At 68.9% G+C, this 21,213-nt stretch carries 27 protein-coding genes; 17 read left to right on the forward strand and 10 right to left on the reverse strand.

Features of this window, described 5'->3' with window-relative positions; translation table 11 throughout:
- Positions 1-65: 65 nt before the first annotated feature.
- Positions 66-197, forward strand: coding sequence for a hypothetical protein (locus tag EDM04_RS18900; RefSeq protein ID WP_277424132.1), 132 nt, complete (start codon positions 66-68; stop codon positions 195-197).
- Positions 194-928: a TMEM165/GDT1 family protein gene (locus tag EDM04_RS00975; RefSeq protein ID WP_123619315.1), complete on the forward strand. Its 735-nt coding sequence runs from the start codon at positions 194-196 to the stop codon at positions 926-928. Before EDM04_RS18900 ends, EDM04_RS00975 begins: the two co-directional genes overlap by 4 nt.
- 32 nt (positions 929-960) lie before the next feature.
- Here the strand turns inward: EDM04_RS00975 and rnhB are convergent, their stop codons facing one another.
- Positions 961-1,677: a ribonuclease HII gene (rnhB, locus tag EDM04_RS00980; RefSeq protein ID WP_123619316.1), complete on the reverse strand. Its 717-nt coding sequence runs from the start codon at positions 1,675-1,677 to the stop codon at positions 961-963.
- A gap of 65 nt (positions 1,678-1,742) precedes the next feature.
- Positions 1,743-2,114, reverse strand: a complete 372-nt coding sequence (locus EDM04_RS00985; protein ID WP_123619317.1) for a 30S ribosomal protein S8e — start codon at positions 2,112-2,114, stop codon at positions 1,743-1,745.
- Positions 2,115-2,267: 153 nt separating this feature from the next.
- On the opposite strand from EDM04_RS00985, the gene EDM04_RS00990 reads away from it, so the two are divergent.
- From EDM04_RS00990 to EDM04_RS01010, 5 genes are all read left to right on the forward strand, one after another.
- On the forward strand, positions 2,268-2,651 hold the full coding sequence (locus tag EDM04_RS00990; RefSeq protein WP_123619318.1) for a helix-turn-helix domain-containing protein: 384 nt from the start codon (positions 2,268-2,270) through the stop codon (positions 2,649-2,651).
- Entirely contained in the window at positions 2,648-2,926 is a 279-nt protein-coding gene (locus EDM04_RS00995) for a hypothetical protein (protein WP_123619319.1), read from the forward strand. The genes EDM04_RS00990 and EDM04_RS00995 overlap by 4 nt, the downstream gene beginning before the upstream one ends.
- Before the next feature lie 93 nt (positions 2,927-3,019).
- Positions 3,020-3,721, forward strand: coding sequence for a helix-turn-helix domain-containing protein (locus tag EDM04_RS01000; protein WP_123619320.1), 702 nt, complete (start codon positions 3,020-3,022; stop codon positions 3,719-3,721).
- 68 nt (positions 3,722-3,789) lie between these two features.
- Complete coding sequence (locus EDM04_RS01005; RefSeq protein ID WP_123619321.1) at positions 3,790-4,335, forward strand: DUF1684 domain-containing protein; 546 nt, start codon at positions 3,790-3,792, stop codon at positions 4,333-4,335.
- Between the two features lie 706 nt (positions 4,336-5,041).
- A complete protein-coding gene (locus EDM04_RS01010) occupies positions 5,042-5,554 on the forward strand; it encodes a hypothetical protein (RefSeq protein WP_123619322.1) in 513 nt (170 codons plus the stop codon).
- A 25-nt stretch (positions 5,555-5,579) separates the two neighbouring features.
- Here EDM04_RS01010 and EDM04_RS01015 read toward each other — a convergent pair whose 3' ends face one another.
- A complete protein-coding gene (locus tag EDM04_RS01015; RefSeq protein ID WP_123619323.1) occupies positions 5,580-6,617 on the reverse strand; it encodes a succinylglutamate desuccinylase/aspartoacylase family protein in 1,038 nt (345 codons plus the stop codon).
- Between the two features lie 170 nt (positions 6,618-6,787).
- On the opposite strand from EDM04_RS01015, the gene EDM04_RS01020 reads away from it, so the two are divergent.
- Positions 6,788-8,143 (forward strand): RimK/LysX family protein, encoded by a 1,356-nt coding sequence (locus EDM04_RS01020; RefSeq protein WP_206424402.1) that lies wholly within the window; start codon positions 6,788-6,790, stop codon positions 8,141-8,143.
- 51 nt (positions 8,144-8,194) lie between these two features.
- Here the strand turns inward: EDM04_RS01020 and EDM04_RS01025 are convergent, their stop codons facing one another.
- Positions 8,195-8,845, reverse strand: coding sequence for a hypothetical protein (locus EDM04_RS01025; protein WP_123619324.1), 651 nt, complete (start codon positions 8,843-8,845; stop codon positions 8,195-8,197).
- A 76-nt stretch (positions 8,846-8,921) separates the two neighbouring features.
- On the opposite strand from EDM04_RS01025, the gene EDM04_RS01030 reads away from it, so the two are divergent.
- Together EDM04_RS01030 and EDM04_RS01035 are read left to right on the forward strand one after the other, a co-directional pair.
- Positions 8,922-9,671, forward strand: a complete 750-nt coding sequence (locus EDM04_RS01030) for a helix-turn-helix domain-containing protein (protein ID WP_123619325.1) — start codon at positions 8,922-8,924, stop codon at positions 9,669-9,671.
- A gap of 49 nt (positions 9,672-9,720) precedes the next feature.
- Positions 9,721-9,933 carry a hypothetical protein gene (locus EDM04_RS01035; protein WP_123619326.1) on the forward strand — a complete coding sequence of 71 codons (213 nt, stop codon included), beginning with the start codon at positions 9,721-9,723 and terminating at the stop codon, positions 9,931-9,933.
- A gap of 4 nt (positions 9,934-9,937) precedes the next feature.
- Here the strand turns inward: EDM04_RS01035 and EDM04_RS01040 are convergent, their stop codons facing one another.
- Entirely contained in the window at positions 9,938-10,273 is a 336-nt protein-coding gene (locus EDM04_RS01040; RefSeq protein ID WP_123619327.1) for a hypothetical protein, read from the reverse strand.
- 102 nt (positions 10,274-10,375) lie between these two features.
- Between EDM04_RS01040 and EDM04_RS01045 the strand changes: the two genes are divergently transcribed.
- Both EDM04_RS01045 and EDM04_RS01050 read left to right on the forward strand, forming a co-directional pair.
- Positions 10,376-12,256 carry an ATP-binding protein gene (locus EDM04_RS01045; RefSeq protein ID WP_123619328.1) on the forward strand — a complete coding sequence of 627 codons (1,881 nt, stop codon included), beginning with the start codon at positions 10,376-10,378 and terminating at the stop codon, positions 12,254-12,256.
- A 97-nt stretch (positions 12,257-12,353) separates the two neighbouring features.
- The gene (locus EDM04_RS01050) at positions 12,354-12,806 is read left to right on the forward strand and encodes a universal stress protein (RefSeq protein WP_123619329.1); all 453 of its coding nucleotides are present in this window, start codon (positions 12,354-12,356) and stop codon (positions 12,804-12,806) included.
- 28 nt (positions 12,807-12,834) lie between these two features.
- Here EDM04_RS01050 and EDM04_RS01055 read toward each other — a convergent pair whose 3' ends face one another.
- Positions 12,835-13,122, reverse strand: a complete 288-nt coding sequence (locus EDM04_RS01055; protein WP_123619330.1) for a transcriptional regulator — start codon at positions 13,120-13,122, stop codon at positions 12,835-12,837.
- A gap of 169 nt (positions 13,123-13,291) precedes the next feature.
- Between EDM04_RS01055 and EDM04_RS01060 the strand changes: the two genes are divergently transcribed.
- A complete protein-coding gene (locus tag EDM04_RS01060; RefSeq protein WP_123619331.1) occupies positions 13,292-14,014 on the forward strand; it encodes a DUF4013 domain-containing protein in 723 nt (240 codons plus the stop codon).
- 71 nt (positions 14,015-14,085) lie between these two features.
- On the opposite strand, the gene EDM04_RS01065 is transcribed toward EDM04_RS01060, so the two are convergent.
- From EDM04_RS01065 to EDM04_RS01080, 4 genes are all read right to left on the reverse strand, one after another.
- Positions 14,086-14,562: a 50S ribosomal protein L11 gene (locus EDM04_RS01065; protein WP_123619332.1), complete on the reverse strand. Its 477-nt coding sequence runs from the start codon at positions 14,560-14,562 to the stop codon at positions 14,086-14,088.
- A 391-nt stretch (positions 14,563-14,953) separates the two neighbouring features.
- Positions 14,954-16,330: an MFS transporter gene (locus tag EDM04_RS01070; protein WP_123619703.1), complete on the reverse strand. Its 1,377-nt coding sequence runs from the start codon at positions 16,328-16,330 to the stop codon at positions 14,954-14,956.
- A gap of 27 nt (positions 16,331-16,357) precedes the next feature.
- Positions 16,358-17,125, reverse strand: a complete 768-nt coding sequence (locus tag EDM04_RS01075) for a TetR/AcrR family transcriptional regulator (protein WP_123619333.1) — start codon at positions 17,123-17,125, stop codon at positions 16,358-16,360.
- Positions 17,126-17,259: 134 nt separating this feature from the next.
- On the reverse strand, positions 17,260-17,454 hold the full coding sequence (locus EDM04_RS01080) for a cold-shock protein (protein ID WP_004046659.1): 195 nt from the start codon (positions 17,452-17,454) through the stop codon (positions 17,260-17,262).
- 154 nt (positions 17,455-17,608) lie between these two features.
- On the opposite strand from EDM04_RS01080, the gene sdhC reads away from it, so the two are divergent.
- Genes sdhC through EDM04_RS01100 form a run of 4 tightly spaced genes read left to right on the forward strand, consistent with a single transcriptional unit; the run spans position 17,609 to position 21,189 of the window.
- Positions 17,609-18,037, forward strand: a complete 429-nt coding sequence (gene sdhC / locus EDM04_RS01085; protein WP_123619334.1) for a succinate dehydrogenase, cytochrome b556 subunit — start codon at positions 17,609-17,611, stop codon at positions 18,035-18,037.
- Position 18,038: 1 nt separating this feature from the next.
- Positions 18,039-18,413, forward strand: coding sequence for a succinate dehydrogenase (locus tag EDM04_RS01090; protein WP_123619335.1), 375 nt, complete (start codon positions 18,039-18,041; stop codon positions 18,411-18,413).
- Between the two features lie 3 nt (positions 18,414-18,416).
- Positions 18,417-19,307, forward strand: coding sequence for a succinate dehydrogenase/fumarate reductase iron-sulfur subunit (locus tag EDM04_RS01095; RefSeq protein ID WP_123619336.1), 891 nt, complete (start codon positions 18,417-18,419; stop codon positions 19,305-19,307).
- Between the two features lie 52 nt (positions 19,308-19,359).
- Positions 19,360-21,189 (forward strand): FAD-binding protein, encoded by a 1,830-nt coding sequence (locus EDM04_RS01100; RefSeq protein ID WP_123619337.1) that lies wholly within the window; start codon positions 19,360-19,362, stop codon positions 21,187-21,189.
- Positions 21,190-21,213 lie beyond the last annotated feature (24 nt).

The following is a 21,213-nucleotide window of genomic DNA, read 5'->3' on the forward strand; positions in this document are numbered from 1 at the left end:
CGTTCGGTTTGCCACGAGCGATGAAGAGGCGACAAACTATTAATTTAGACTCCGCTAAATCGACCATGACGATCGACGACTTCCTCGAGCAGAGCGACCCGATCGACCCGCAGATCGGGACGACGGTCGCGGGGTGGGCGGGCGTTCTCAGGGGGCGGGGTCCGACCGGCGATCGGAGGAGAACCGGAGACGCATGACCGCCTACGCCGAGATCGTCGTCGTCGCGTTCGTCGCCCAGCTCGCGGTGCTGCCGGGCGAGAAGGTGCAGTTCATGATCGCCGCGCTGTCGACCCGGTACGACCCGAAAGTGGTCGTCGCCGCCGCGGGCTCGGCGTTCGCCGGCTGGACGGCGGTGGAGATAGCCTTCGGCCAGGCCCTGCAGTCGTCGCTCCCCAGTATCGCGCTCGACGTGGTGACCGCGACGCTGTTCTTCGTCTTCGCGTACCTGCTGTACCGGTCGATGCCGGACCGGGGGTCGGGCCGGGTCGTCGACGACGACGCCGAAGCGGCCGACGCGGAGCCGGAGCCCGACGACGCGACCCTCGCAGCGCTGGAGTCGGTGACGCTCCCTGGGCCGCTCGACCGATACGCCGGCTCGTTCGGCGGCTTCCTCCCGATATTCGTGCTCATGGCCACCGGCGAGTTCGGCGACAAGACCCAGCTGGTGACGATCGGGCTGGCCGTCCAGTACGGCGCGACCTCCGCCATCTGGGTGGGGGAGATGCTGGCGATCATCCCGATCAGCCTCGCGAACGCCTACTTTTTCCATACCTTCGCCCACCGGTTCGACATGCGGCGGGCGCACCTCGCGTCCGCGGCGCTGTTCGCCTTCTTCGGCGCCGACACCGTGCTCTCCATCGCCACCGGGTTCTCCGTCTGGGAGACGTTCATCGAGGCCGTGAGCGCGTCGGCGTCCGGGCTGTTCTAGTGGTCTCCGACTCCAGTGGACTCGTTTGGCCGCTAAAACTCGTCTAACCCGGACTGCTCGGCGGCCGCCAACACGTCGTCGCAGGTCGCCCACGAGCGCCGCGCGCAGTCGGGCACGTCGCCGTGGTCGTCGACGTACGCCCGGAGAAACTCCCGCGTCGCCGGATCGCTCGGATAGCCGCTGCCGAGCCCGTCGTAGGCGGGGTAGTCGGCGTCGATTTCGGTCATCCGCTCGTCCCGAGCGACCTTCGCGACGACGCTCGCGGCGCTGACGACCGGGTCGTCCTCGTCGGCGCCGTGAGCGGCCGACACGTCGACGTCGGGGGTATCGGCGTCGCTAGCGGCGGCGTCGGTGCCCGGATCCGCGACGAACTCCCCGAGCCGCCGGGCGAACCGCGCCTCGCTGGTGTCGCCCGCGTCGGCGACGATCCGGATCGATTCGTCGAGATCGGCGATAACGCCGCCGCCTCCGTCGAGCGCGGCCCGGACCGCCCGCGCCTGTCCGCGCACGGTGAGCGTGTTCATGTCCGTGTCCGGCCGGTCGATCTCGCCGGGCTCGACGAACGCGACGCCGACGGCGACGGCGTCGGTCCCCCGGATCGCGGCGTCGATCGCCTCGCGGCGCGACGGGGCGAGCCGCTTCGAGTCGTCCGCGTCGGGCGGGAGGGCCGCCGGGTCGGCGAGCACCGCCGCGGCGACCATCGGTCCGAGCACGGGGCCTTTACCGGCCTCGTCGACGCCGAGGTACACGCGTCGCTCGTCGGCTCGGACGGGTAAATAGGTTCAGAAAGCGGTCGACCGGAACGGGAGGCCGTTCAGTCGAGGAGGACCGCGTTGACCTGACCGGTCTGACCGGGACGGGACGTGACGCGGGCGCGGCCCGCGGACGTCTCGATGACGGCGCCCTTGGTGATGATGTTCCGGCGGGCGTAGTTGACGTTCGAGGGGTTGTCGACGACGTTCTCGATCTCGGCCTCGCTGACCTCGTCGCCGTCGGCGACCTGCGCGACGTTCGTGGCGAGCGCGCGGACCTTCTTCTCGGTGCCGCGGGAGTCGATGTACTGGACCCGCGTCTCGCCGAGGGTCGTCTCGGCCGGTTCGCGGCCGAGCTGGTGGCGCTTCTTGTTCGAGGCGTGCTTGAGTCGGCCGCCCGTCCGCTTGCGCGTGGAGCGTCCCTGGTCTTTCATACAGGCATGAACACCCAGCGAATACTTGAAGCGTTCGACTCGTCTCGGTGTCGAGCCCGGCGAGACCGACGGCGTGACGAGCGGGACGCCCCGTCACGGCGCGGCGCGAGTCGAAGTTCGATGCTTTAAGTCCCGGGGAGCGAACGGACACGTATGGTGCGGGACCCGTTGCGCGAGGAGGATCCGCCGTCGGTAGACGACGTGCTGGACGCGCTCGCAGACGACGACGCACGGCGGATCGTGTCCGCGCTCTCCGAGCCGAAGACGGCCAGCGACATCTCGGAGGAGTGCGACATCCCCCTGTCGACGACCTACCGGAAGCTGGAGCTGCTCACCGAGGCGTCCCTGCTGGCGGAGTCGACGGACATCCGTCGCGACGGGCAGCACACGACCCGCTACTCGGTCTCGTTCGAGACGGTCACCGTCTCGATCGACGAGGAGGACGACCGCGAGTTCGAGGTCGAGTTCACGCGCCCGGAGCGCAGCCGGGACGAACGACTGGCCGACCTGTGGTCGGAGCTCCGCGAGGAAACATGAATACGTACATCAACCTGTTCGTCATCGTCGCAAAGACCGCCATCCTGGTGCTCGGTGGCAGCATCACCTACTACGCGCTCCGAGCGTACGGCCGGACCGGCAACCCCTCGCTGCGCGCGCTCGGAATCGGCTTCGGTATCGTCACCATCGGGGCGCTGATCGGCGGCGTCTCCCACCAGATCATCGGATCGAGTCTGGCGGTCGGGATCGCGATAAACAGCCTGCTGACGGCGATCGGGTTCGGCGTCATCGTCTACTCGCTGACCGTGGAGTGACGTCTTCCGACGCGGACTCCCCGTTTCGTTGTCGACGTTCGACGAACCCGGCTTTCGGTAGCCTTTTGCGGCGTTCCGTCTTCTGATCACGTCATGAGCGACGCACGCGAGGAGCTCTCTCGCCGGATCGCCGGCGAGATAACGCTCAGCGACGACCCCGGAGCGACCCTGCGGAAGTGGCGGACCGACTTCGACGTCTCCCAGACCGAGCTGGCCGACCAGCTCGACGTCTCCTCCTCGGTCGTCTCGGACTACGAGAGCGGGCGCCGCGAGAGCCCCGGAATCGGCGTCGTCCGGCGGACGGTCGACGGGCTCTTGGACATCGACGAGCGGCGCGGCGGCGGACGGCTCCGGCAGTACGCGCGGGTGCTCTCCGCCGGCTTCGAGAGCGACATCGTTCACGACCTCCGCGAGTACTCGACGGCGGTCCCCTTAGCGGAGTTCTACGAGGCGATGGGGGCGACCGAGATCGTGCGCGGCGAGCAGGACCACGTGAACGGCCACACCGTCATCAACTCGATCGAGGCGATCACCCGCCTGTCGAGCGAGGAGTTCTACCGGCTGTACGGCCAGTCGACGAACCGCGCGCTCGTGTTCACGCGCGTCACGCGCGGCGAGTCGCCGCTGGTCGCGCTGCGGGTGGTGAGCCCGACGCCGAACGCGGTCGTGCTCCACGGGATCGAGGACGGCGACCTGTGGGACCACGCCGCCGACCTCGCCCGCGTCGACGGGTTCTCGCTGGCCACCTCGACCCGCGATCTGGACGACTGTCTGGCCGACCTGCAGGCGCTCTGAACGGTGAGTCGAGAGGGGTCCGCGGACGGACCGCGACCCTGAAACCCCCGGCGGCCCTCTCACCGGGTATGAGCGACGACTACGCCGAGCGGCTCCGCGCGAACCGCCGCGAGAAGGACGAGTTCTTCGCCGAGCACCCGCAGTCGCCGATCCCGCCGGAGCACCGCGACGGCTTCGACGGGCTCGACTACTTCGAGCCGGACCCCGACTACCGGGTCGAGGCGACCGTCACCGTCCACGACGACCCCGAGCCGGTCGAGATGGAGACCACCGCGAGCAACCCGGTGCGGTACCTCCGAGTCGTCACCTTCGCGTTCGAGGTCGGCGGCGAGGAGCACGCCCTCGCGGGCTACCGGCAGGAGGGCGACGAGGGCGCGATCTTCGTCCCCTTCCGGGACAAGACGACCGGCCAGCAGACCTACCACAACGGGCGGTACATGGAGCTGGAGCCGGACGGCGATCTGACCGACGGCGACGCGGTGACGATCGACTTCAACCTCGCGTACAGCCCCTTCTGCGCGTACAGCGAGACGTTCTCCTGTCCGCTCCCGCCCGAGGAGAACTGGCTGGAGATCGTCGTCCCTGCAGGCGAGAAGACGCCCGACGTCGAGTAAGCGGGAGACTTCGAGTAGATGAGGGTGTCATAGAACTATTCGGAAGGATTTTATTTCACCCGTGATTAAATGAATCAACCGTTAGAATTGACCTGCTTTTTGATCGATAGCGGGAGTGGGTATAGCACATTGGTTGATCGGTTGTTTATAAGCGATCGAGTGGTGTTGCTGGCGGCTGTTTATAAGTGATCGACGGTATTGCGGTGAAGACCTGCAAAGCCCCAGCCGTGAGGGCGGCGCACGCTCGCCGCGCTCCTCACTCGGTCGCGTTGCTCCCTCGTTGCGGTGCTCGCGTCGCCTGCGCCGCCCTCACGGCTGCCCCTTTGAATCCCACCCGCACAACACCGCAACCGCGCCTCACGCCTCCCCAGCCTCGTCGCTGGCGGCGATCGCCGCCAGCGACTCCCTCGCGCGTGCTCCTCGCGGCCTGTCGGCCGCTCGGAGGCACGCGCCACCGCACGTCATTTATAAGCGATCGTCGCCGTCGCTCTCGGTCGTTTTAATACTCGCTCGCCGCCACCGATCTGCGATACCCACTCCCGCCATCGCTCGCCGCCGTGTCTGTACTGAGCGAGTCACGGATCAGTCATTGAGGTGTGTAAACTGTTCTATGGCGCCGTCTCGAATAGGCGGGAACCGCTCCGCGCGCCCCAGTTGGTGAGGAGGGCGCGGAAAGCCTCAAATCCTCCCCCGCCGAAGCCCGCCCATGCGCACCCGGCTCGCGGTCGCCGGCCTCCTCGCCGTCGGCGTCCTCCTGATGGCGAACCCGCTGTACCTCCCGGTTCCGATCGGCGAGCCCGATCCCGCCTACACGCACACCGTCCAGCCGGTTGAGAGCGGGTCGCCCGTGGCGGGCGTCGACGCGTCCGCGGAGGGGAACGAGACCGCCGAGGGCGTCGTCGACTACGCCGACCTCGACCCCGAGGCCCGCGAGGCGTTCGACCGCGCGCTCGACGCGGAGGCCGGCTTCGGCGTCGAGGACCCGGACGAGCGCGCCGACTCGCTGGCGTATCCCACCGATCCGACGCCGGGGGACGGCCTGCTCGTGGTCGCGTACGAGGGCGAGCGCTACGAGTTCTGGACGCGGACCGTCGAGCGCGAGCCGGGGGCCGTCGTCGCCCAGCGGGTCGCGGTCCAGCCGGTCGCGTTCCTCGCCGGCTTCTTCGCCGTGCTCGCGGCCGGTGCGCTCGGGTTCCGGGGGCGGCTCGACCGGACGTGACCGCGAACCGGTCGAGGGTCCGCGCTCACTCCGCGCCGTTCGGCTGTCCCACGGGCTTCGGCGCGTCGCCGGCCTCGATGGCGCGGCGGGTCGACTCGTCGATTTCGACCACGTGACACAGCGGGTTTCCGGGATACACGACCGGGTTCTCCAGAAGGCCGATCAGCAGCCCGGTGAAGGGCGCTTCGACCCCGACCTCGTCCTTCTTGAACGGGTTCGTGATCGTCGCGATCCGCTCGCCCTCCCGGACGAGCGAGCCGCTCTCGAAGTGCGTGTCGACGATCCCGCCGGAGTCGGCGCGGAGCCACGTCTTCTCGCCCGCGCCGGCGACGATCGTCCGCCAGCCGGGCCAGCGCACCGTGTCGGTGTCCAGCAGGCCGTACTCGGCGAAGACGGAGCGCACGCCCGCGAGCGCGTCGTCGATGAGCGGGCGCTGGAACCGGTGAGCCTCGCCCATCTCGATCGTGATCGTCGGGATCCCGTCGTCGGTCGCCTCGCCGCGGAGGGTGCCGCTCGGCCCGTCGCTGTCGATGACCACCTTCGAGCCGAACGCCAGCGCGAGCCGGTGAACGCCGTCGTTGGTCATGTCGCCGCGGACGTGGAGCATGTTCGTCCGGCCGCGGGTGGAGGTGTGGAAGTCGAGCCCGAAGTCGCAGGGTGCGATGAAGTTCGAGTAGATCTGGTTCGCCATCCGCTTCGAGCTGGTCGAGCCCGCCTTCCCGGGGAACGACCGGTTCAGGTCGCGGTCGTAGACGGGGAGGTAGCGCTGCTGTGCGAGGAATCCCGGGACGTTGAGTACGGGGAGACAGACGAGGGTGCCCGCGAGCGCCGAGAGGTCCCACTCGTGGGCGACCTCCCGGACCACCTCGATCCCGTTGAGCTCGTCTCCGTGGGCCGCCGCCGTGAGGAACGCGGTGGGGCCGTCGCGCTCGCCGTTGACGATCGTCACGGGGATCCGGACCGGGTCGCCGAGGTACGTCTCGCTGATTCCGTAGCGGATGTTCTGCGTCTCGCCCGGCGGCACCGCGCCGCCGTTGTACGTGAACACCCGATCGTCGCTCATGCCAGACCGGAGCAGGGCGGGGAGTATATATATGGCGACCCGGGTGTCGGTCGAATCTCCGTGGCGGACGGAACGGATCGTTGCAGCGATCCGAACGGACGGAACGGATCGTTGCAACGATCTGAAATTCGATCGGGCGACCTTTTAGGTCGGCACACGGAGGTAGCTCCATGAGTTCGGATTCGGTACGGGTGGGAGTGCTGTCGTTACACAACAGCAAGGAGACGAAGGCGATCTGCAACGCGGTCGAGGACCTCGGGCACGAGCCGGTGTGGCTCCGCGAGGAGAACGCCGCCATCAGCGTCGACGACGGCGACGTGTCGGTCGAGCCCGCGGTCGACGTGATCGCGAACCGGCTGCTGTTGTCGAACACCGACCAGCCCGCGGAGCTACTGGGGCTGGCGACGACCTTCGAGCGCATCCGGCCGATGTTAAACGAGCCGAACGCCGTGCTCGCGTCGATCCACAAGTTCGCGACCGCGGCGACGCTCGCCGACTGGAACATCCGCGTGCCCGACGCGCTGCTCGCGCTGTCGAACGACCGGCTCAACGAGGGGCGCGAGCGCTTCGGCGAGGTCGGCGTGTACAAGACCGCGATCGGCACCCACGGCGGCGGGACGTGGAAGGTCGACCTCACGGAGCGCGTGAACCCGAAGGTCGGGAACCGGCAGGCGTTCCTCCAGAAGCTCATCGACCGCGACGACGAGAAGCACCGCGACCTGCGCGTGTACATCGTCGGCGACGAGATCATCGGGTCGATGTACCGCTACGCGCCCGAGGGCGACTGGCGGACCAACGTCGCGCTCGGCGGCGCGGTCGAGGACGCGACCGACGACATGCCCGACGAGGCGGCCGAGACGGCGCTGTACGCGGCCGACGTGATGGACTTAGACTACGCCGGCGTCGACCTCGTCGAGGGGTACGACGGCTGGTACGTGCTGGAGGTGAACCCGACGGCCGGGTTCAAGGGGCTGTTCGAGGCCACCGGCACGAGTCCCGCGCCCCACATCGCGAAGCTCGCGATCGAGACGGTCGGCGGCGAGGTCGACGACGACGACATCGAGCGGGTCGCTGCGAGACTCGACGACTCGCGACCGTCCTGTGCGCCGATCCCGACGACGACCAGCTCCGAGCAGCCGGACATCGGCTACATCGAGGAGGTCGTCGTCACCGGCACCTCCGGCTCCACGCAGGCGCTCGCGAAGTCGGACACCGGCGCGACCCGGACCAGCATCGACACCCAACTCGCCGCCGAGATCGGCGCCGGGCCGATCAAGAGCATGACGCGCGTGAAGTCGGGCAGCGTGAAGGGGGGGAAGGCCCGGCCGGTGGTCGACCTCGTCATCGGTATCGGCGGCAACCAGCACACCGTCACCGCGAGCGTCGAGGATCGGGGACACATGGAGTACCCGCTCCTCTTGGGCCGCGACATCCTCACCGACTACCGGGTCGACGTCCGCCGGCGCGCCGACACGGACGAGGCGGAACGCGACGAGGCGGGCGAGATCCTCGAAGAGGAGGAGTAGGCGGGGCCGCCGCCGCTCGACCGGTGAGCCCGCGTCCGATCGCAGGCGCGCTCAGCCGTACAGGGCGATGACGATCGCCACGAACAGCAGCTCGCCGCCGACGAGGATCCCCGCGAACAGCCAGTAGCGGTACGTCCAGAGCCAGTCCCGAGAGCGCGCCCACGCCGACGGCGAGCGAGAGTTCTCCCTGTCGATTGCCCCGTCGCTCCCCGCGTTGCCGTCGCTGTCTCCGTTAGGGCGATCGGGCAGATACGACTCCTCGAGCCGCCACTCGCCGCCCTCGTACGTCGCCGGCACGCGAGCGCCGACGACCTCGTCGACGTCGAGCGGGGAGACGCCGACGGCCTCGAGGAACGCGAGGAACGCCTCTGATTCCTCCAGCGAGCCGTTCCGCGGGGCGGGGAACCGCTCGGCGTGCGTCGCGTCGCCGTGCGGAGTCCGGAGCTCCACGACGACCTCTCCGTCCGCCGACCGCACCCCGGTCACGATCAGTTCACGCTCCGCGTCGTTGAGGTACGCCTCCCGGAGGCGGCGCTGTACTTCCTCGTCGACTTCGGAGGCGTCGGGTTCGGAGGCGTCGAGGTCGACCGCGGCGTCCGCGGCCGATTCGGGAGCGCCGTCGCGCTCGGCGTCGGCGGTCTGCGACTCCGGATCGGCCGAAGGATCCGCCTCTCGGCCCCCGCTGGAGGGTCGGTCGGGCATCCACGACCCCTTGGCGGCGCGACGCAATAAGCGCGCTGTCGGAAACCGTTTGAACGCCGGCGACCTCCGGACGTCCATGCGGGAAGTGACGCTGCGAGTCCGCCACCGCGGGGGACCGGAGTCCGAGGTGAGCGCCCGGCACCCGGAGGTGACGCTCCGTTCGGTCTCCTCGATGACCGGCACGGGCGCGGAGCGAAAGCGGATCGTGGAGCTGCGCGGACCGACCGACGAGATCGAGTCGTTCCTGACCGAGTTCCGCCGCGCCGACCCCGTGGTGTCGGCGGAGCCGATCTCGCCGATCGACGGCGGTCGCGTCTACGTCGCGCTCATCATCGACACCGACGACTGGGAGGGGATCGGCGAGCGGCTCTCGGACCTCGGCGTCCACTTCCGGATGGGAACCACCATCTCCGGCGGGATCGAGCGCTGGACGGTGTACCTCGACGCCGACGCCGACCTCTCGGCGCTGATCCGCGGGCTCGAACGCGGCGGAAATGACGTCGAGCTCGCGCGCAACGTCGAGCTCTCGACGCTCGATCGCTCCCCGAAGCTGCCCGCCGCGGGCATTCTCGACGGGCTCACCGACAGGCAGCGCGAGGTGCTCGCGACCGCCATCGCGATCGGGTACTACGACCACGGCGGCGGGGTCGGCGTCGAGGATGTCGCGGCGGAGCTCGGCATCGGGTCCACCACCGCGTGGGAGCACCTCTCTCGGGCGGAGTCGACGGTGATGAACGCCCTGTTCGACCGGTTCGAGGAGTGGGGCCTGCCCGGGGAGCACGGAGCGGAGCGCGACGGCGGAGCCGGGGGCGACGCGCGACGGTAGCGTCGGCTCCCGAACAACGCTTTTGTACCTCCGGGTCGGAGCGGCGCGTATGAACGAGGGGACGGTGTCGGTGCCGGACGAGCAGTACGAGCGGCTCGCGGCGCTCGCGGCCGCCCGCGGCGTGAGCCCCGAGACCCAGCTGGCCCGGCTCATCGACGACGCCTACGAGGGGCTCGACGGCGACGCAGAGCCGCCGGAGACCCTCCCGCTCGGGGTCGCGTACGCCGAGGACGTCGACGAGGCCGACGACTGCGGGAAGTAGCGGTTCAGGCCGGGTCTTCCTTCGTCACCGTGATCTCGACTCCCTCGGGGTCGACGCCGATCCGGGCGAACTGCGTCCGGACGTGCTCTTTCGCCGCGGTCAGCGCCTGCTCCCGGGTGTCGAACCCGCGGGGCATCGGCTCCTCGAAGGCGACGCGGATCTCCTCGCCGTCGACGCGCAGGGCCGACCCGCCGCTCTCGACCTCGTAGAAGGCGTCGCACACCCACACGTACGGGGCGTCCTCGTCGGGCGCGCCCTTGTAGGCGGGCGGCTCCTCACCGCGCTCGAACACCGTGCCGGTGAGCTCCGTCCCGCCGCCGCTGCCGCGAACGAGTATCATGTCTCCGATACGGTCCGGACACTCAAAAGGGGCCCGCGAGGCGGGCCCGAAGGCGGACGGCGAGGGGGAAACGCTTTCGGCGTCGGAGCCGGTGGGTCCGCCATGACGCTGGAGGACTTCACCGAGTTCGGCGACAGGGAGGGCGACGGCGGCGGAGACGCCGACGCGGCGAGCGCCGAGTCCGGTGGCACCGAGGGCGGCAACGACGAGCCGGTCGACGACGGCGGCGGCGCGACTGACGGCGGCGGTGCGATCGCCGAGGATTCGGCCGCACCCGACGACGAGTTCGCCGCGTACGACGTGGAGCCGACCGGCGAGGACGCGGGGCTCGGCGTCGTCTCCGTCTCGCAGGGGCTCCGCGTGGCGGAGGACGCCGAGGAGACGACGCTGAAGGCGTTCGTCACGGCCGGGAACCGCGAGGCGGTCCGGCTCGGGAAGTACCTCCTGATCCCGTACCCCGACGGCGAGCGCCTGTTCTGCCGGATCACCGGGCTGGAGTACGCACAGGAGTTCCGGTCGGACGACGCCACCGAGATCCACGCCCGCCGGCAGATGCGCCGCGACGACTTCGCCGAGCGCGACTACAAGTTCATGGCCGAGCTGGAGCCGATGTCGGTCGTGTACGGCGAGGGCGACGAGATGAAACGCCGGATGACCGACCGGGTGCCGAAGCCGGGCGCGGTCGTCGAGGAGGCCTCCGACGACGCCGAGATCAAGACCGGACTGAAGATCCCCGAGGACGGCGTGTTCCTCGGTCACCTCTCCGTCGGCGGCGAGAAGGTGCGAACGGCGGCCGAACCGCCCACCGTCGACTACCGCGTGAAGGACGACTACGCCGACGGCGACCCCCTGGCGTTCCGGCACACCCTCGTCGCCGGCGGGACGGGGTCGGGGAAGACCCACGCCTCCAAGAACGTCCTCCGGCAGTACCTCGACGCGGATCGCACCTACCCGACCGGAGACGGGCGGGAGTCGCGGATGGCGGTCGTCCAGTTCGACCCGCAGGACGAGTACGCGCAGATGCACGACGACAACGCCGACCTCGACGCGGACTTCTCCCGGCGGCTGGACCGCGAGGGGATCGCGCACGGCGGTCACGACGACACCGTCGCGCTGGTGCCGCGGGCCGCGAACGCGACGTATCCCGGCGAGGGGCACCGCGCCGAACGCGTGGAGTTCACGATCCCCTTCTCGCTGGCGCGGGACATGCCGTGGCTCGTCGCCGGCTCCGGGCTCAACGAGAACCAGTACCTCGCCCTCCTGACACTTCTCAACCGCTTCTTCCGCGATTACGGGGACTCGGGCACCTACAGCCAGTTCCTCTCGTACCTCGACGACCCGGCGCTCAAAGAGGAGCTCGACGAGAGCGGTCGCGTCCACGAGGCGACGTTCGACGCGGTCAAACGGCGGGTCCGCGGCGTCCCCGGCGGGATATTCGATCAGGACGCGAAGCCGATCACGGAGCTGGACCACACCCTCGTCCGGCCGGGCGGACTCTCCGTCGTTCCCACGTATCACCTCCCGACCTCCCGACAGAAGGAGATCGTCGTGCTCGCGGTCGCGGGGCTGCTCGTCGACGACAAGCTCTCGAACGACCCCGACAGCGACCGGATCGAGGAGACGCCCCTCCTCATCGGGATGGACGAGGCGCACAACTTCCTCGCCGACGCAGACACGGTGCAGGCCCGGAAGGTCGTCCAGAAGTTCACGGAGGCGGCCAAGCAGGGCCGCAAGGAGCGGCTCGGCCTCTTCCTCATCACGCAGGACCCGCAGGACGTGGCCGAGTCCGTGTTCAAACAGGTCAACACCAAGATCGTCTTGAACCTCGGCGACGAGGACGCCATCTCCAGCGTCAACATCCCCGCCAACCTCGCCGGGAAGGTGCCGTACATGGAGAAGGGGCAGATGGTCGTCTACTCGCCGGACAACTCCGAGCCGGTGGAGCTGATCGGGCTCTCGGAGTGCGTGACCCGGCACGATTGACCGGCGCGCTCCGTTCCGGCGAATCGGTTCGGGGCCGCGTTGCCGCCGCGTCGGAGCCGCCGCCGCCCTTTTAACCTAAAGTGAGAGAAGCGTCCACATGGCCAAACGGATTCTCGTCGCGGTCGACGGATCGACGGAGGCGGCCGAGGCGCTCCGGTTCGCGGCGTCGGAGTGGCCCGCCGCCGAGCTGACGGCGCTGCACGTGATCAACCCCGCCGACTCGGCGACGGGCGCGGAGGGCGGGTTCCCGGGCGCCGCCGACCAGTGGTACGACAGCGCCAAACGGCGCGGCGAGCGAATCTTGGACGAGGCGACCGCGGCGGTCGACCGCGACGTGGAGACGCGGCTGGAGGTCGGGCGGCCGACGAAGACGATCCTCGCCGTGGCGGGCGGCGAGAAGCGGGTCGGCGAGGACGACGATCCGGGCGAGCCGTTCGACCACGTGGTGTTGGCGAGTCGGGGTCGGACCGGGCTCTCTCGGGTCCTGCTCGGGAGCGTCGCCGAGGGCGTGGTGCGCCGCGCCGAGGTCCCGGTCACCGTCGTTCGGTGAGGCGATCGGCGGGCTCGCCGCGGTCCGCTCACTCCGCCGCGCGCTCCGCCCCGACGACCTCGCCGACGACGGCCCACCCCTCCTCGTCGGGACCGGATCGCCCGAGCAGCACGGACTCGTGGTCCTCAGAGGTGATCAGTCGGAACTCGGCGTCGGCGTCGGCGTCGGTGCGGACGCCCTCCCCGCGGAACTCCCGCTGGAAGAACTCCGTCGAGGAGAACTCGTAGACCCCCGTCTCTCCGGCGTCGAGGGTGAGCCGAACGGGTCGCGGTTGGACGTTGTGGATGCGCTTGGCGATCGGATTGAGGTCGGGCATATCGGAAACGTCCGGGTGATTCGGGGATAAAAGCGCCGTCCGACGTTGTTCGCGTTCCGCGTCGCTCGCGCCGTTTCGGCCGTTCGATCGGGGCCCACAGCCGTGCAACTCGTGCGAAGCGACCGTATGAGGTTAAGACCTCACGGCGCGTTCGTACAAGGGATCACTCATGTTGTCAGAATCGTTAAACTACCTCCGTGACGGCGACGACGCCATCGTGACGGTCGCGATCGGCGGAGTACTGCTGCTCGCGAGTCCGCTCCTGATCCCCTCGTTCCTCGTGCTCGGGTACCTCACGCGCGTCATCCGGCGAACGGCCGACGGCGACACCGAGCCGCCGGTCTTCGAGGCGTGGGGGGACCTCCTCGTCGAGGGGGTGAAGGCGTTCGCGGTCACGCTCGTCTACTCGCTCCTGCCGCTCGCGGTGCTCGCGGCCGCCGCCGTGTTCGGTGTCGGCGCGGCCGTCCTCGGATCCGGTGACGGCGCCGGCGGCCTCCTCGGCGGACTGATCGGCGGACTGTTGGCGCTGGTGCTCGCCCTCGTCGCGCTCGTCGTCTCGCTCGCCGGCATCTACGTGACGCCGGCCGCGCTGGCCGCGGTCGCCGACTCGGGACGCGTCGGCGACGGATTCGCGGTCGGCACGCTCTGGGGCGTCGTCACGAAGCGGGCGTACGCCGTCGGTTGGCTCACCGCCCTCGCCGTGGTGCTCGCCGGTTCGTTAGCGATCGGCGTGCTCTCGGTCGTGCCGGTCCTCGGTACGATCGCCGGGCTCTTCGTCCAGTTCTACGCGATCGTCGCCGCGGCCGCGGTCATCGGCTGGACGTGGACTGACGTGCGGCCGATCGCGACCGAGACGGCGGAGGTCGAGCCCGCGGAACGGCCCGTGGTGTAGGGTGAGTAACGGACGGGATGAAAAGCCGCGGAACGCCGCGGAAAAACTGCGAAACACCGCGGAAAACCGCGTTACGCTTCGAGGACGTCGTCGTAGTCGCCGGCGTCGACGCGGTCGTCGAACGTCCGGGCGTCCTCGCCCTCGATGGTGACGCCGAGGGAGGCGCAGGTGCCGCCGACCTCCTTGGCGGCGTTTTTCACGTCGTACGAGAGCAGGTCGGTCGACTTCTGCTCGGCGACCTTCTTCACCTGTTCGATCGACATGTCCGCGACGAAGTCCTCCTGGGGCTCGCCGGAGCCGGTCTCGAAGCCGGCCTCGTCTTTGATCAGTTCGGCCGTCGGCGGGACGCCGACCTCGATCGTGAAGGAGCCGTCGTCGTCGTACTCGATGGTGACGGGCACTTCCATGCCGTCGAACGCGGCGGTCTCCTCGTTGATCTGCGACACGACGTCCTGAACGTCCACCGGCGTCGGTCCGAGCTCGGGACCGAGCGGCGGACCGGGGTTGGCCTGCCCGCCGGGGACGAGCGCTTCGATAGTTCCAGCCATATCCGTACGAACCCGGCCGCGACTTTTAACGGTTGTTCTTTCGGGTAGGGGGCGCCAGCGGTTCGCACACCTCCGATATCGGCCTCGGGGCGGCGATTATGTTGCATACCGAGACGGGCCGGGGTGCAGGTCCATTTATAAGTATCTCTCCGCGACGAACGCCGCCAAAGCCCCAGCCGCGAGGCGCTTCGCGCCTCTGGAAGCCGGCGGCTTCGCCGCCGGCGACTTCCCCTTTGAGTCCCGCCCCGCGCAGCGCCGCTCCGCACCTCAGGCCTCCCCAACCTCGGTCGACGGCGGCCGCGGACCGCAACGCGGCCGCCGCCGACCTCCCTCGCGGTCACCTCGCGCCCTTATCAGGGCGCTCGGAGGCGCGCCACCGGCCGGATCCGTGTTACGACTCCGCGGAGATCGACCCCTCGCCCGGTCCCGTATCTCCCGCGGTGCGCCCGGGGAGGAACGTCCCGGTCTCGCGGCGGACGCCGAGGAGGAGCACGGCGCCCGCGGCGAGCGGGAGGACCGCGCAGGCGGCGTAGATGGGCGCGAACCCGACCGCCTCGATCAGCGGCAGCGACACCATCGGACCGAGGCCGCCGCCCACGTCGCCGAGGACGTTGTTCGTCCCCGAGGCCCGACCCATCCGCTCGTCCGGGGTCAGGTCCGCGAGCAGGGCCATCATCGGACCGCTCGTCCCGCCCTGCCCGGCGCCGATGAAGACGCAGGCGAGCCCGAGCGAGACCACCGATCCGGCCCGAGCGAGCAGCAGGAACCCGACGAACGAGACCACGAGAAAGGTCAGCAGTATCGGGGTCCGGGAGTCGCGAGTGTCCGATATCCGCCCGCCGACGAACATGAAGAGCGCGGCGGAGAGGACCGTGCCGGCCATGAACAGCCCGGAAGTTCCCTGCGGGGCGAGGCCCAACAGCGAGATGTCGTTCTCGCCGAGGAACAACACGAGCGTGGAGAACAGCGCGCCGATGTACGCGAACATCAGCCCGAAGTTGACCAGCCCGACCGTCACGGCGGGGACCGCGGTGTCGACGTCCCACGGCTTGATCGAGTCGCCGGAGCGGTCGCCCGTGACGTGCGTCTCCGGGACGTACCGGTAGGCGACGACGCTGGCGGTGAGCGCGAACGCGGCGGCGACGACGAAGGCGGCAACGTTGCCCGCGAGCGCGGAGACGACCCCGCCGAGCACGAGTCCGGCCGGGAACCCCATCGTGATCCCGCCGCGGACGACGCCCATGTTCGTCCCCCGCGAGCCGCTGTCGGAGAGGTCGGCGGCGATCGTGTAGGCGGTCGCGAACACCGCGGCGGAGCCGAAGCCCCAGAGGACCCGCGCGATCAGGAACCACGTCTCGGGCGCGGCGACGACCGCGATCGCGGCGAACCATCCCTCTACCCCGACGGCCAACGGGCCGGCCGCGAGCGTCGGTAGCGACGCCGCGAGGGGACGGAGCGACTCGGCGGACGGCATCGCGAGCGCGACGACGTAGCCGAGGGTGGCGACGCCCTCGACGAACAGTCCGATCACGAACGGCCTGCGCGTCCCGTACCGGTCGACGAGGGCGCCCGCGGGCGCGTTCGCGACCAGCCGCACCCAGCGGTTCGCGGAGAGGATCACGCCGACCATGAACGCCGAGATGCCGAGCACCGCGCCGAGGTTCGGCAGGATCGGGAAGACGACGCCGCCGCCGAAGCCGACGAAGAAGGTGCTGGCGATCACCGCGAGCAGCACGGTCGGCGGGCGGTCGATCCCGAACAGCCCCACGTCAGCCACCTCGTCTCGGACCGCCGGTCATTCGATTCCGGTCTCGTCGACGGGGTCCATCGCCGCGATCCCGGCTTCGAGCGACGGCAGCTCGGCGCCCTCCGCGAGCAGCGGCTCGACGATCCGCCGGAGGGTCGCCTCCGCGACCGCCCGCGTGTACGCCGGCTCGGGGCGGTCGGCGGTTTCGGCGGTCCCGGAAGAGTTTTCGCTCGGATCGTGACCGGAACCGTCCGCGTCCGAACCGTCCGCGCCAGAGTCGTCGCCGTCGGCCGCGCCCCGGCTCAACGTGATCTGTCGCGTCCGCGCCCCGTCGAGGGTCGCGACGAGCAGCGCCGCGGTCTCCTCGACGTCGACGTCGCGGAAGACGCCCTCCTCGATCCCCGATTCGAGGATGTCGACGACCGTGCCTCGGAGCAGCCGGTCGCTCCGCGCCAGCTGCTCGCGGATGGGCTCGTTGAACGGTCCCTGCGTGCGGAGTTCGAGGAGCGCGATGTGGAACGCCTCGCGGTCGGTCGCGTCGGGATCGAAGACGAACCACCCGATGAACCCGGCGAGCCGCTCCGCCGGTGGTACGTCGGCGTGGGCGGCGACCCGCCGCTCCGAGTCGGTGATGACCCGATCGAGGAAGGTGACGAGTAAGTCCTCCTTCGTGTCGTAGTGGTAGTGGAGCAGCGATTTGCTCTTCGAGCACTCGTCGGCGATGTCCTGCATCGTCAGGTCGGCGTAGCCGTGGGCGCGGAGAGCGCGGTAGACTCCGTCCATGATCTCGTCGGCCGCGCTCGGCTGGTCGCTCATTGACTGACCGGTCAGTCAGCCATCAGTAAATCCCTATCGGTCGGGGAACGATCGGCCGCTACGCCGGACGGCGCAGCGGCTCAAAGGGGTAGAACAGTCGAAAAGCCGATACACCCTGAACGTCGTCGCCGGAGTTACAGGCGGGTGACGTTCGTCGCGCGCGGACCCTTGTCCGCTTCCTCGATGTCGAACTCGACTTCCTGACCTTCCTCCAGGTCCGGGCCGCCGACGTCCTCCATGTGGAAGAACACGTCCTCGTCCGCGTCGTCAGTCTCGATGAATCCGTAGCCGCCAGTGTCGTTGAAGAAGTCAACTTCGCCTTTCGCCATTGCGTCCGTACTGGCGGGAGGAGCACATAAAAGGCTTCCGCGAGCGAGATGGGTGTGTCACGGGAGACCACACCCGAACGGAACGGGAAATCCGACGGGGTGGATCCCGCCGTGTTAGTAACTACTATACGACCCCGGTTCAGAACCGTTAGATATGAGTCAGTCGTACAATCGAGGCCTCATCGAGGACTTCAGCCGCTGGCGGGAGTTCGAGGCGGGGATGTGGGCCTGGATCTTCCATAAGTTCACGGGGTGGGTGCTGATCGGCTACCTGTTCACGCACATCGCCGTGTTGAGTACCGCGATCCCGGCAGCCGACGGCGCGACGATGATGTTCGAGGGGTCACAGACCGACGTGTTCACGGGGACGATCGTCAGCCTCGAAGGGCTGCTCTTAGTGCGCATCCTGGAGGTCGGCCTGCTCGCGGTCGCCGTCTTCCACATGCTCAACGGCACCCGGCTCCTCCTCGTCGACCTCGGGGTCGGGCTGGAGGCACAGGACAAGAGCTTCTACGCGTCGCTAATCCTGACCGGAGCGATCACCGTCGCGTCGGTTCCGACCTTCATCGCGGGGGCGTTCTGAGATGGCGGAGCGCTACTCCTCGTTCGAGTCAGGCGGTCGGATGTGGCTGCTCCAGCGCGTCACGGCGGCGTTCCTGCTCGTCGTGTTAGCGTTCCACTTCTTCCTGCTCCACTTCGTCCACCACGCCGACGAGGTCACGCTCGCGGCGAGCTCGGCGCGGATGGAGCAGCTGAGCTACTACTCGCTGATGGTACTTTTCCTCGTGACCGCGACGTTCCACGGGGTCAACGGCGTGTACAACGCCCTCATCAACCAGGGGCTGACCGGAACCAAGCGCACGGTCGTCAAGTGGACGCTCGTGGCCGCGAGCGTCGTGCTGCTGTTCCAGGGGATTCGGACGGCGAACGCGTGGGCAGGCGGCTTCCCGCTTCTCTGAACTATGAGTACGCAGACACCGACACAGACGGAGGAATCGAGCGAGACCGACGCCGAGACGGACGTGCCCTCGAAGGGCGACGAGCGTCGAGACGAGAAACGACGGCGCGCCGCGGAGAAGCGCGCGCGCCGACAGGCCGAGGAGGCCGAAAAGGCCGCCGCCGACGAGGAGACGGTCGAGCTGAAGGTGTTCCGGTACGACCCCGAGGTGGAGGGGAAACAGGAGCCCCGGTTCGACACGTTCCACGTCCCGTTCACGAAGGGGATGACCGTCCTCGACGCGCTGATGTACTCGCGGGACACGTACGACTCCTCGCTCACGTTCCGCCACTCCTGCCGACAGGCCGTCTGCGGGTCGGACGCGATGTTCGTCAACGGCGGCCAGAAGCTGGCGTGTAAGACCCAGATCTCGGAGCTCGAAGAGCCGATCCGAGTGGAGCCGCTCCCGCACGCCGAGGTCGAAAAGGACCTCGTCGTCGACTTGGAGCACTTCTACGACCAGATGGAGGCCGTCGAGCCGTACTTCCAGACGAACGAGTACCCCGACGGCGAGCTGGAAGAGCAGCGCCAGACGCGGGAGAACCGCGAGAAGATCAAGATGTCGACGCGGTGTATCTGGTGTAGCGCGTGTATGTCCTCGTGTAACATCGCCGCCGGCGACAACGAGTACCTCGGTCCCGCCGCGATCAACAAGGCGTACCGGTTCGCCATGGACGAGCGCGAGGGCGAGGACATCAAGCAGAAGCGGCTGGAGATCATCGAACAGGAGCACGGCGTCTGGCGGTGCCAGACCCAGTTCTCCTGTACCGAGGTGTGCCCGAAGGACATCCCCCTCACCGAGCACATCCAGGAGCTGAAACGCGAGGCCGTCAAGAACAACCTGAAGTTCTGGTGAGCGCGGTAGACACGCTCAAGGGACTCCGAATCTAACGAGATACCATACAACAATGCACGAACACGACGTTATCGTTGTCGGCGCCGGGGGGGCTGGACTCCGGGCGGCGATCGCGGCACAGGAAGCGGGGGCCGACGTGGCCATCGTCTCGAAGCTCCACCCGGTCCGCTCGCACACGGGCGCGGCCGAGGGGGGAATCAACGCGGCGCTGCGCGACGCCGACTCCTGGGAGGACCACGCCTACGACACGATGAAGGGGTCCGACTACCTCGGCGACGCCCCGGCGGTCGAGGCCCTCTGTCAGGAGAGCCCGGAGGAGGTCATCCAGCTCGAACACTGGGGGATGCCGTTCTCCCGCGAGGAGGACGGCCGCGTCTCCCAGCGGCCGTTCGGCGGGCTGTCGTTCCCCCGGACCACGTACGCCGGCGCGGAGACCGGCCACCAGATGCTTCACACGATGTACGAGCAGGTGGTCAAACGCGGAATTACGGTGTACGACGAGTGGCACGTGATGGAGCTCGCCGTCACCGACGAGGAGGACCCGGCCGACCGGACCTGCCACGGCGTCGTCGCCTACGACATCCAGAGCGGTGAGGTCAGCGGATTCCGCGCCGAGAACGGCGTCATCCTCGCGACCGGCGGGATGGGGCAGGTGTTCGATCACACCACGAACGCGGTCGCGAACACCGGCGACGGCGTCGCGATGGCGTACCGCGCGGGCGTCCCGATGGAGGACATGGAGTTCATCCAGTTCCACCCGACGACGCTGCCGTCGACGGGCGTCCTCATCTCCGAGGGGGTCCGCGGCGAGGGCGGAATCCTCTACAACGAGGACGGCGAGCGGTTCATGTTCGAGCACGGCTACGCGAACAACGACGGCGAGCTCGCCTCCCGCGACGTGGTCTCGCGCGCCGAGCTGACCGAGGTCAACGAGGGGCGCGGCATCGAGGACGAGTACGTCCACCTCGACATGCGTCACCTCGGCGAGGAGCGCATCCTCGACCGGCTTGAGAACATCCTCCACCTCGCGGAGGACTTCGAGGGCGCCGACGGGCTCACGGAGCCGATGCCGGTCAAGCCCGGCCAGCACTACGCGATGGGCGGCATCGAGACGAACGAGTTCGGCGAGACCGTCATCGGCGGCCTCTACGCCGCGGGCGAGTGCGCCTGCGCGTCGGTCCACGGCGCGAACCGCCTCGGCGGCAACGCCTTACCCGAACTCATCGTCTTCGGCAAGCGCGCCGGGCGCCACGCCGCCGGCGAGGAGATGGGCGAGGCCGAGGTCACGACCGGCAAGCAGGGCGACTGGGAGCCGGCCGACTACGAGTTCGAGGCGGAGGTCGGCGAAACCGGCGGGCAGGGACCCGCCGCGGCCGACGGCGGCGCGGTGGCGACCGATCCCGACGGCGTGCTGGAGGCCGAGGTCGAGCGCTCCGAGGCCCGCGTCGAGGAGCTGCTCTCGCGGGAGGGCCGCAACCACGCCGAGATCCGCTCGAAGGTCCAAGAGACGATGACCGCCAACGTCAACGTGTTCCGCGAGGAGGGTCGGCTCGAAGAGACGCTCGACGACCTCCACGAGGCCCGAGAGGCGTACACGGACGTGGCCGTCTCCGATCCGTCCCGGACGTTCAACACCGACCTCATCCACACGATGGAGACCCGGAACATCCTCGACATCGCCGAGGCGCTCACGGTGGGCGCGCTCGCCCGCGAGGAGTTCCGCGGTGCCCACTGGCGGAAGGAACACCAGGAGCGGAAAGACGAGGACTGGCTGAAACACACGCTCGTCTCGTGGAACGACGGCGAACCCGAGCTCTGGTACAAGCCTACGATCCTCGAAGGGGAGAGCAAGACGTACGAGCCGAAGAACCGGTCGTACTGAACGGGAGTCCGACACGATCGATCC

Origin of the sequence: Halorubrum sp. CSM-61 (assembly GCF_003781945.1) — an archaeon.
In the GTDB taxonomy this organism is placed as follows: domain Archaea; phylum Halobacteriota; class Halobacteria; order Halobacteriales; family Haloferacaceae; genus Halorubrum.

Excerpts from the sequence above, each read along its gene's own strand:
- EDM04_RS18900 (WP_277424132.1), top strand. The coding sequence starts at position 66 with ATGACGATCGACGACTTCCTCGAGCAGAGCGACCCGATCGACCCGCAG.
- EDM04_RS00975 (WP_123619315.1), top strand. The coding sequence starts at position 194 with ATGACCGCCTACGCCGAGATCGTCGTCGTCGCGTTCGTCGCCCAGCTC.
- EDM04_RS00985 (WP_123619317.1), bottom strand. The coding sequence starts at position 2,114 with ATGAAAGACCAGGGACGCTCCACGCGCAAGCGGACGGGCGGCCGACTC.
- EDM04_RS00990 (WP_123619318.1), top strand. The coding sequence starts at position 2,268 with ATGGTGCGGGACCCGTTGCGCGAGGAGGATCCGCCGTCGGTAGACGAC.
- EDM04_RS00995 (WP_123619319.1), top strand. The coding sequence starts at position 2,648 with ATGAATACGTACATCAACCTGTTCGTCATCGTCGCAAAGACCGCCATC.
- EDM04_RS01000 (WP_123619320.1), top strand. The coding sequence starts at position 3,020 with ATGAGCGACGCACGCGAGGAGCTCTCTCGCCGGATCGCCGGCGAGATA.
- EDM04_RS01005 (WP_123619321.1), top strand. The coding sequence starts at position 3,790 with ATGAGCGACGACTACGCCGAGCGGCTCCGCGCGAACCGCCGCGAGAAG.
- EDM04_RS01010 (WP_123619322.1), top strand. The coding sequence starts at position 5,042 with ATGCGCACCCGGCTCGCGGTCGCCGGCCTCCTCGCCGTCGGCGTCCTC.
- EDM04_RS01015 (WP_123619323.1), bottom strand. The coding sequence starts at position 6,617 with ATGAGCGACGATCGGGTGTTCACGTACAACGGCGGCGCGGTGCCGCCG.
- EDM04_RS01020 (WP_206424402.1), top strand. The coding sequence starts at position 6,788 with ATGAGTTCGGATTCGGTACGGGTGGGAGTGCTGTCGTTACACAACAGC.
- EDM04_RS01025 (WP_123619324.1), bottom strand. The coding sequence starts at position 8,845 with ATGCCCGACCGACCCTCCAGCGGGGGCCGAGAGGCGGATCCTTCGGCC.
- EDM04_RS01030 (WP_123619325.1), top strand. The coding sequence starts at position 8,922 with ATGCGGGAAGTGACGCTGCGAGTCCGCCACCGCGGGGGACCGGAGTCC.
- EDM04_RS01035 (WP_123619326.1), top strand. The coding sequence starts at position 9,721 with ATGAACGAGGGGACGGTGTCGGTGCCGGACGAGCAGTACGAGCGGCTC.
- EDM04_RS01040 (WP_123619327.1), bottom strand. The coding sequence starts at position 10,273 with ATGATACTCGTTCGCGGCAGCGGCGGCGGGACGGAGCTCACCGGCACG.
- EDM04_RS01045 (WP_123619328.1), top strand. The coding sequence starts at position 10,376 with ATGACGCTGGAGGACTTCACCGAGTTCGGCGACAGGGAGGGCGACGGC.
- EDM04_RS01050 (WP_123619329.1), top strand. The coding sequence starts at position 12,354 with ATGGCCAAACGGATTCTCGTCGCGGTCGACGGATCGACGGAGGCGGCC.
- EDM04_RS01055 (WP_123619330.1), bottom strand. The coding sequence starts at position 13,122 with ATGCCCGACCTCAATCCGATCGCCAAGCGCATCCACAACGTCCAACCG.
- EDM04_RS01060 (WP_123619331.1), top strand. The coding sequence starts at position 13,292 with ATGTTGTCAGAATCGTTAAACTACCTCCGTGACGGCGACGACGCCATC.
- EDM04_RS01065 (WP_123619332.1), bottom strand. The coding sequence starts at position 14,562 with ATGGCTGGAACTATCGAAGCGCTCGTCCCCGGCGGGCAGGCCAACCCC.
- EDM04_RS01075 (WP_123619333.1), bottom strand. The coding sequence starts at position 17,125 with ATGAGCGACCAGCCGAGCGCGGCCGACGAGATCATGGACGGAGTCTAC.
- EDM04_RS01080 (WP_004046659.1), bottom strand. The coding sequence starts at position 17,454 with ATGGCGAAAGGCGAAGTTGACTTCTTCAACGACACTGGCGGCTACGGA.
- sdhC (WP_123619334.1), top strand. The coding sequence starts at position 17,609 with ATGAGTCAGTCGTACAATCGAGGCCTCATCGAGGACTTCAGCCGCTGG.
- EDM04_RS01090 (WP_123619335.1), top strand. The coding sequence starts at position 18,039 with ATGGCGGAGCGCTACTCCTCGTTCGAGTCAGGCGGTCGGATGTGGCTG.
- EDM04_RS01095 (WP_123619336.1), top strand. The coding sequence starts at position 18,417 with ATGAGTACGCAGACACCGACACAGACGGAGGAATCGAGCGAGACCGAC.
- EDM04_RS01100 (WP_123619337.1), top strand. The coding sequence starts at position 19,360 with ATGCACGAACACGACGTTATCGTTGTCGGCGCCGGGGGGGCTGGACTC.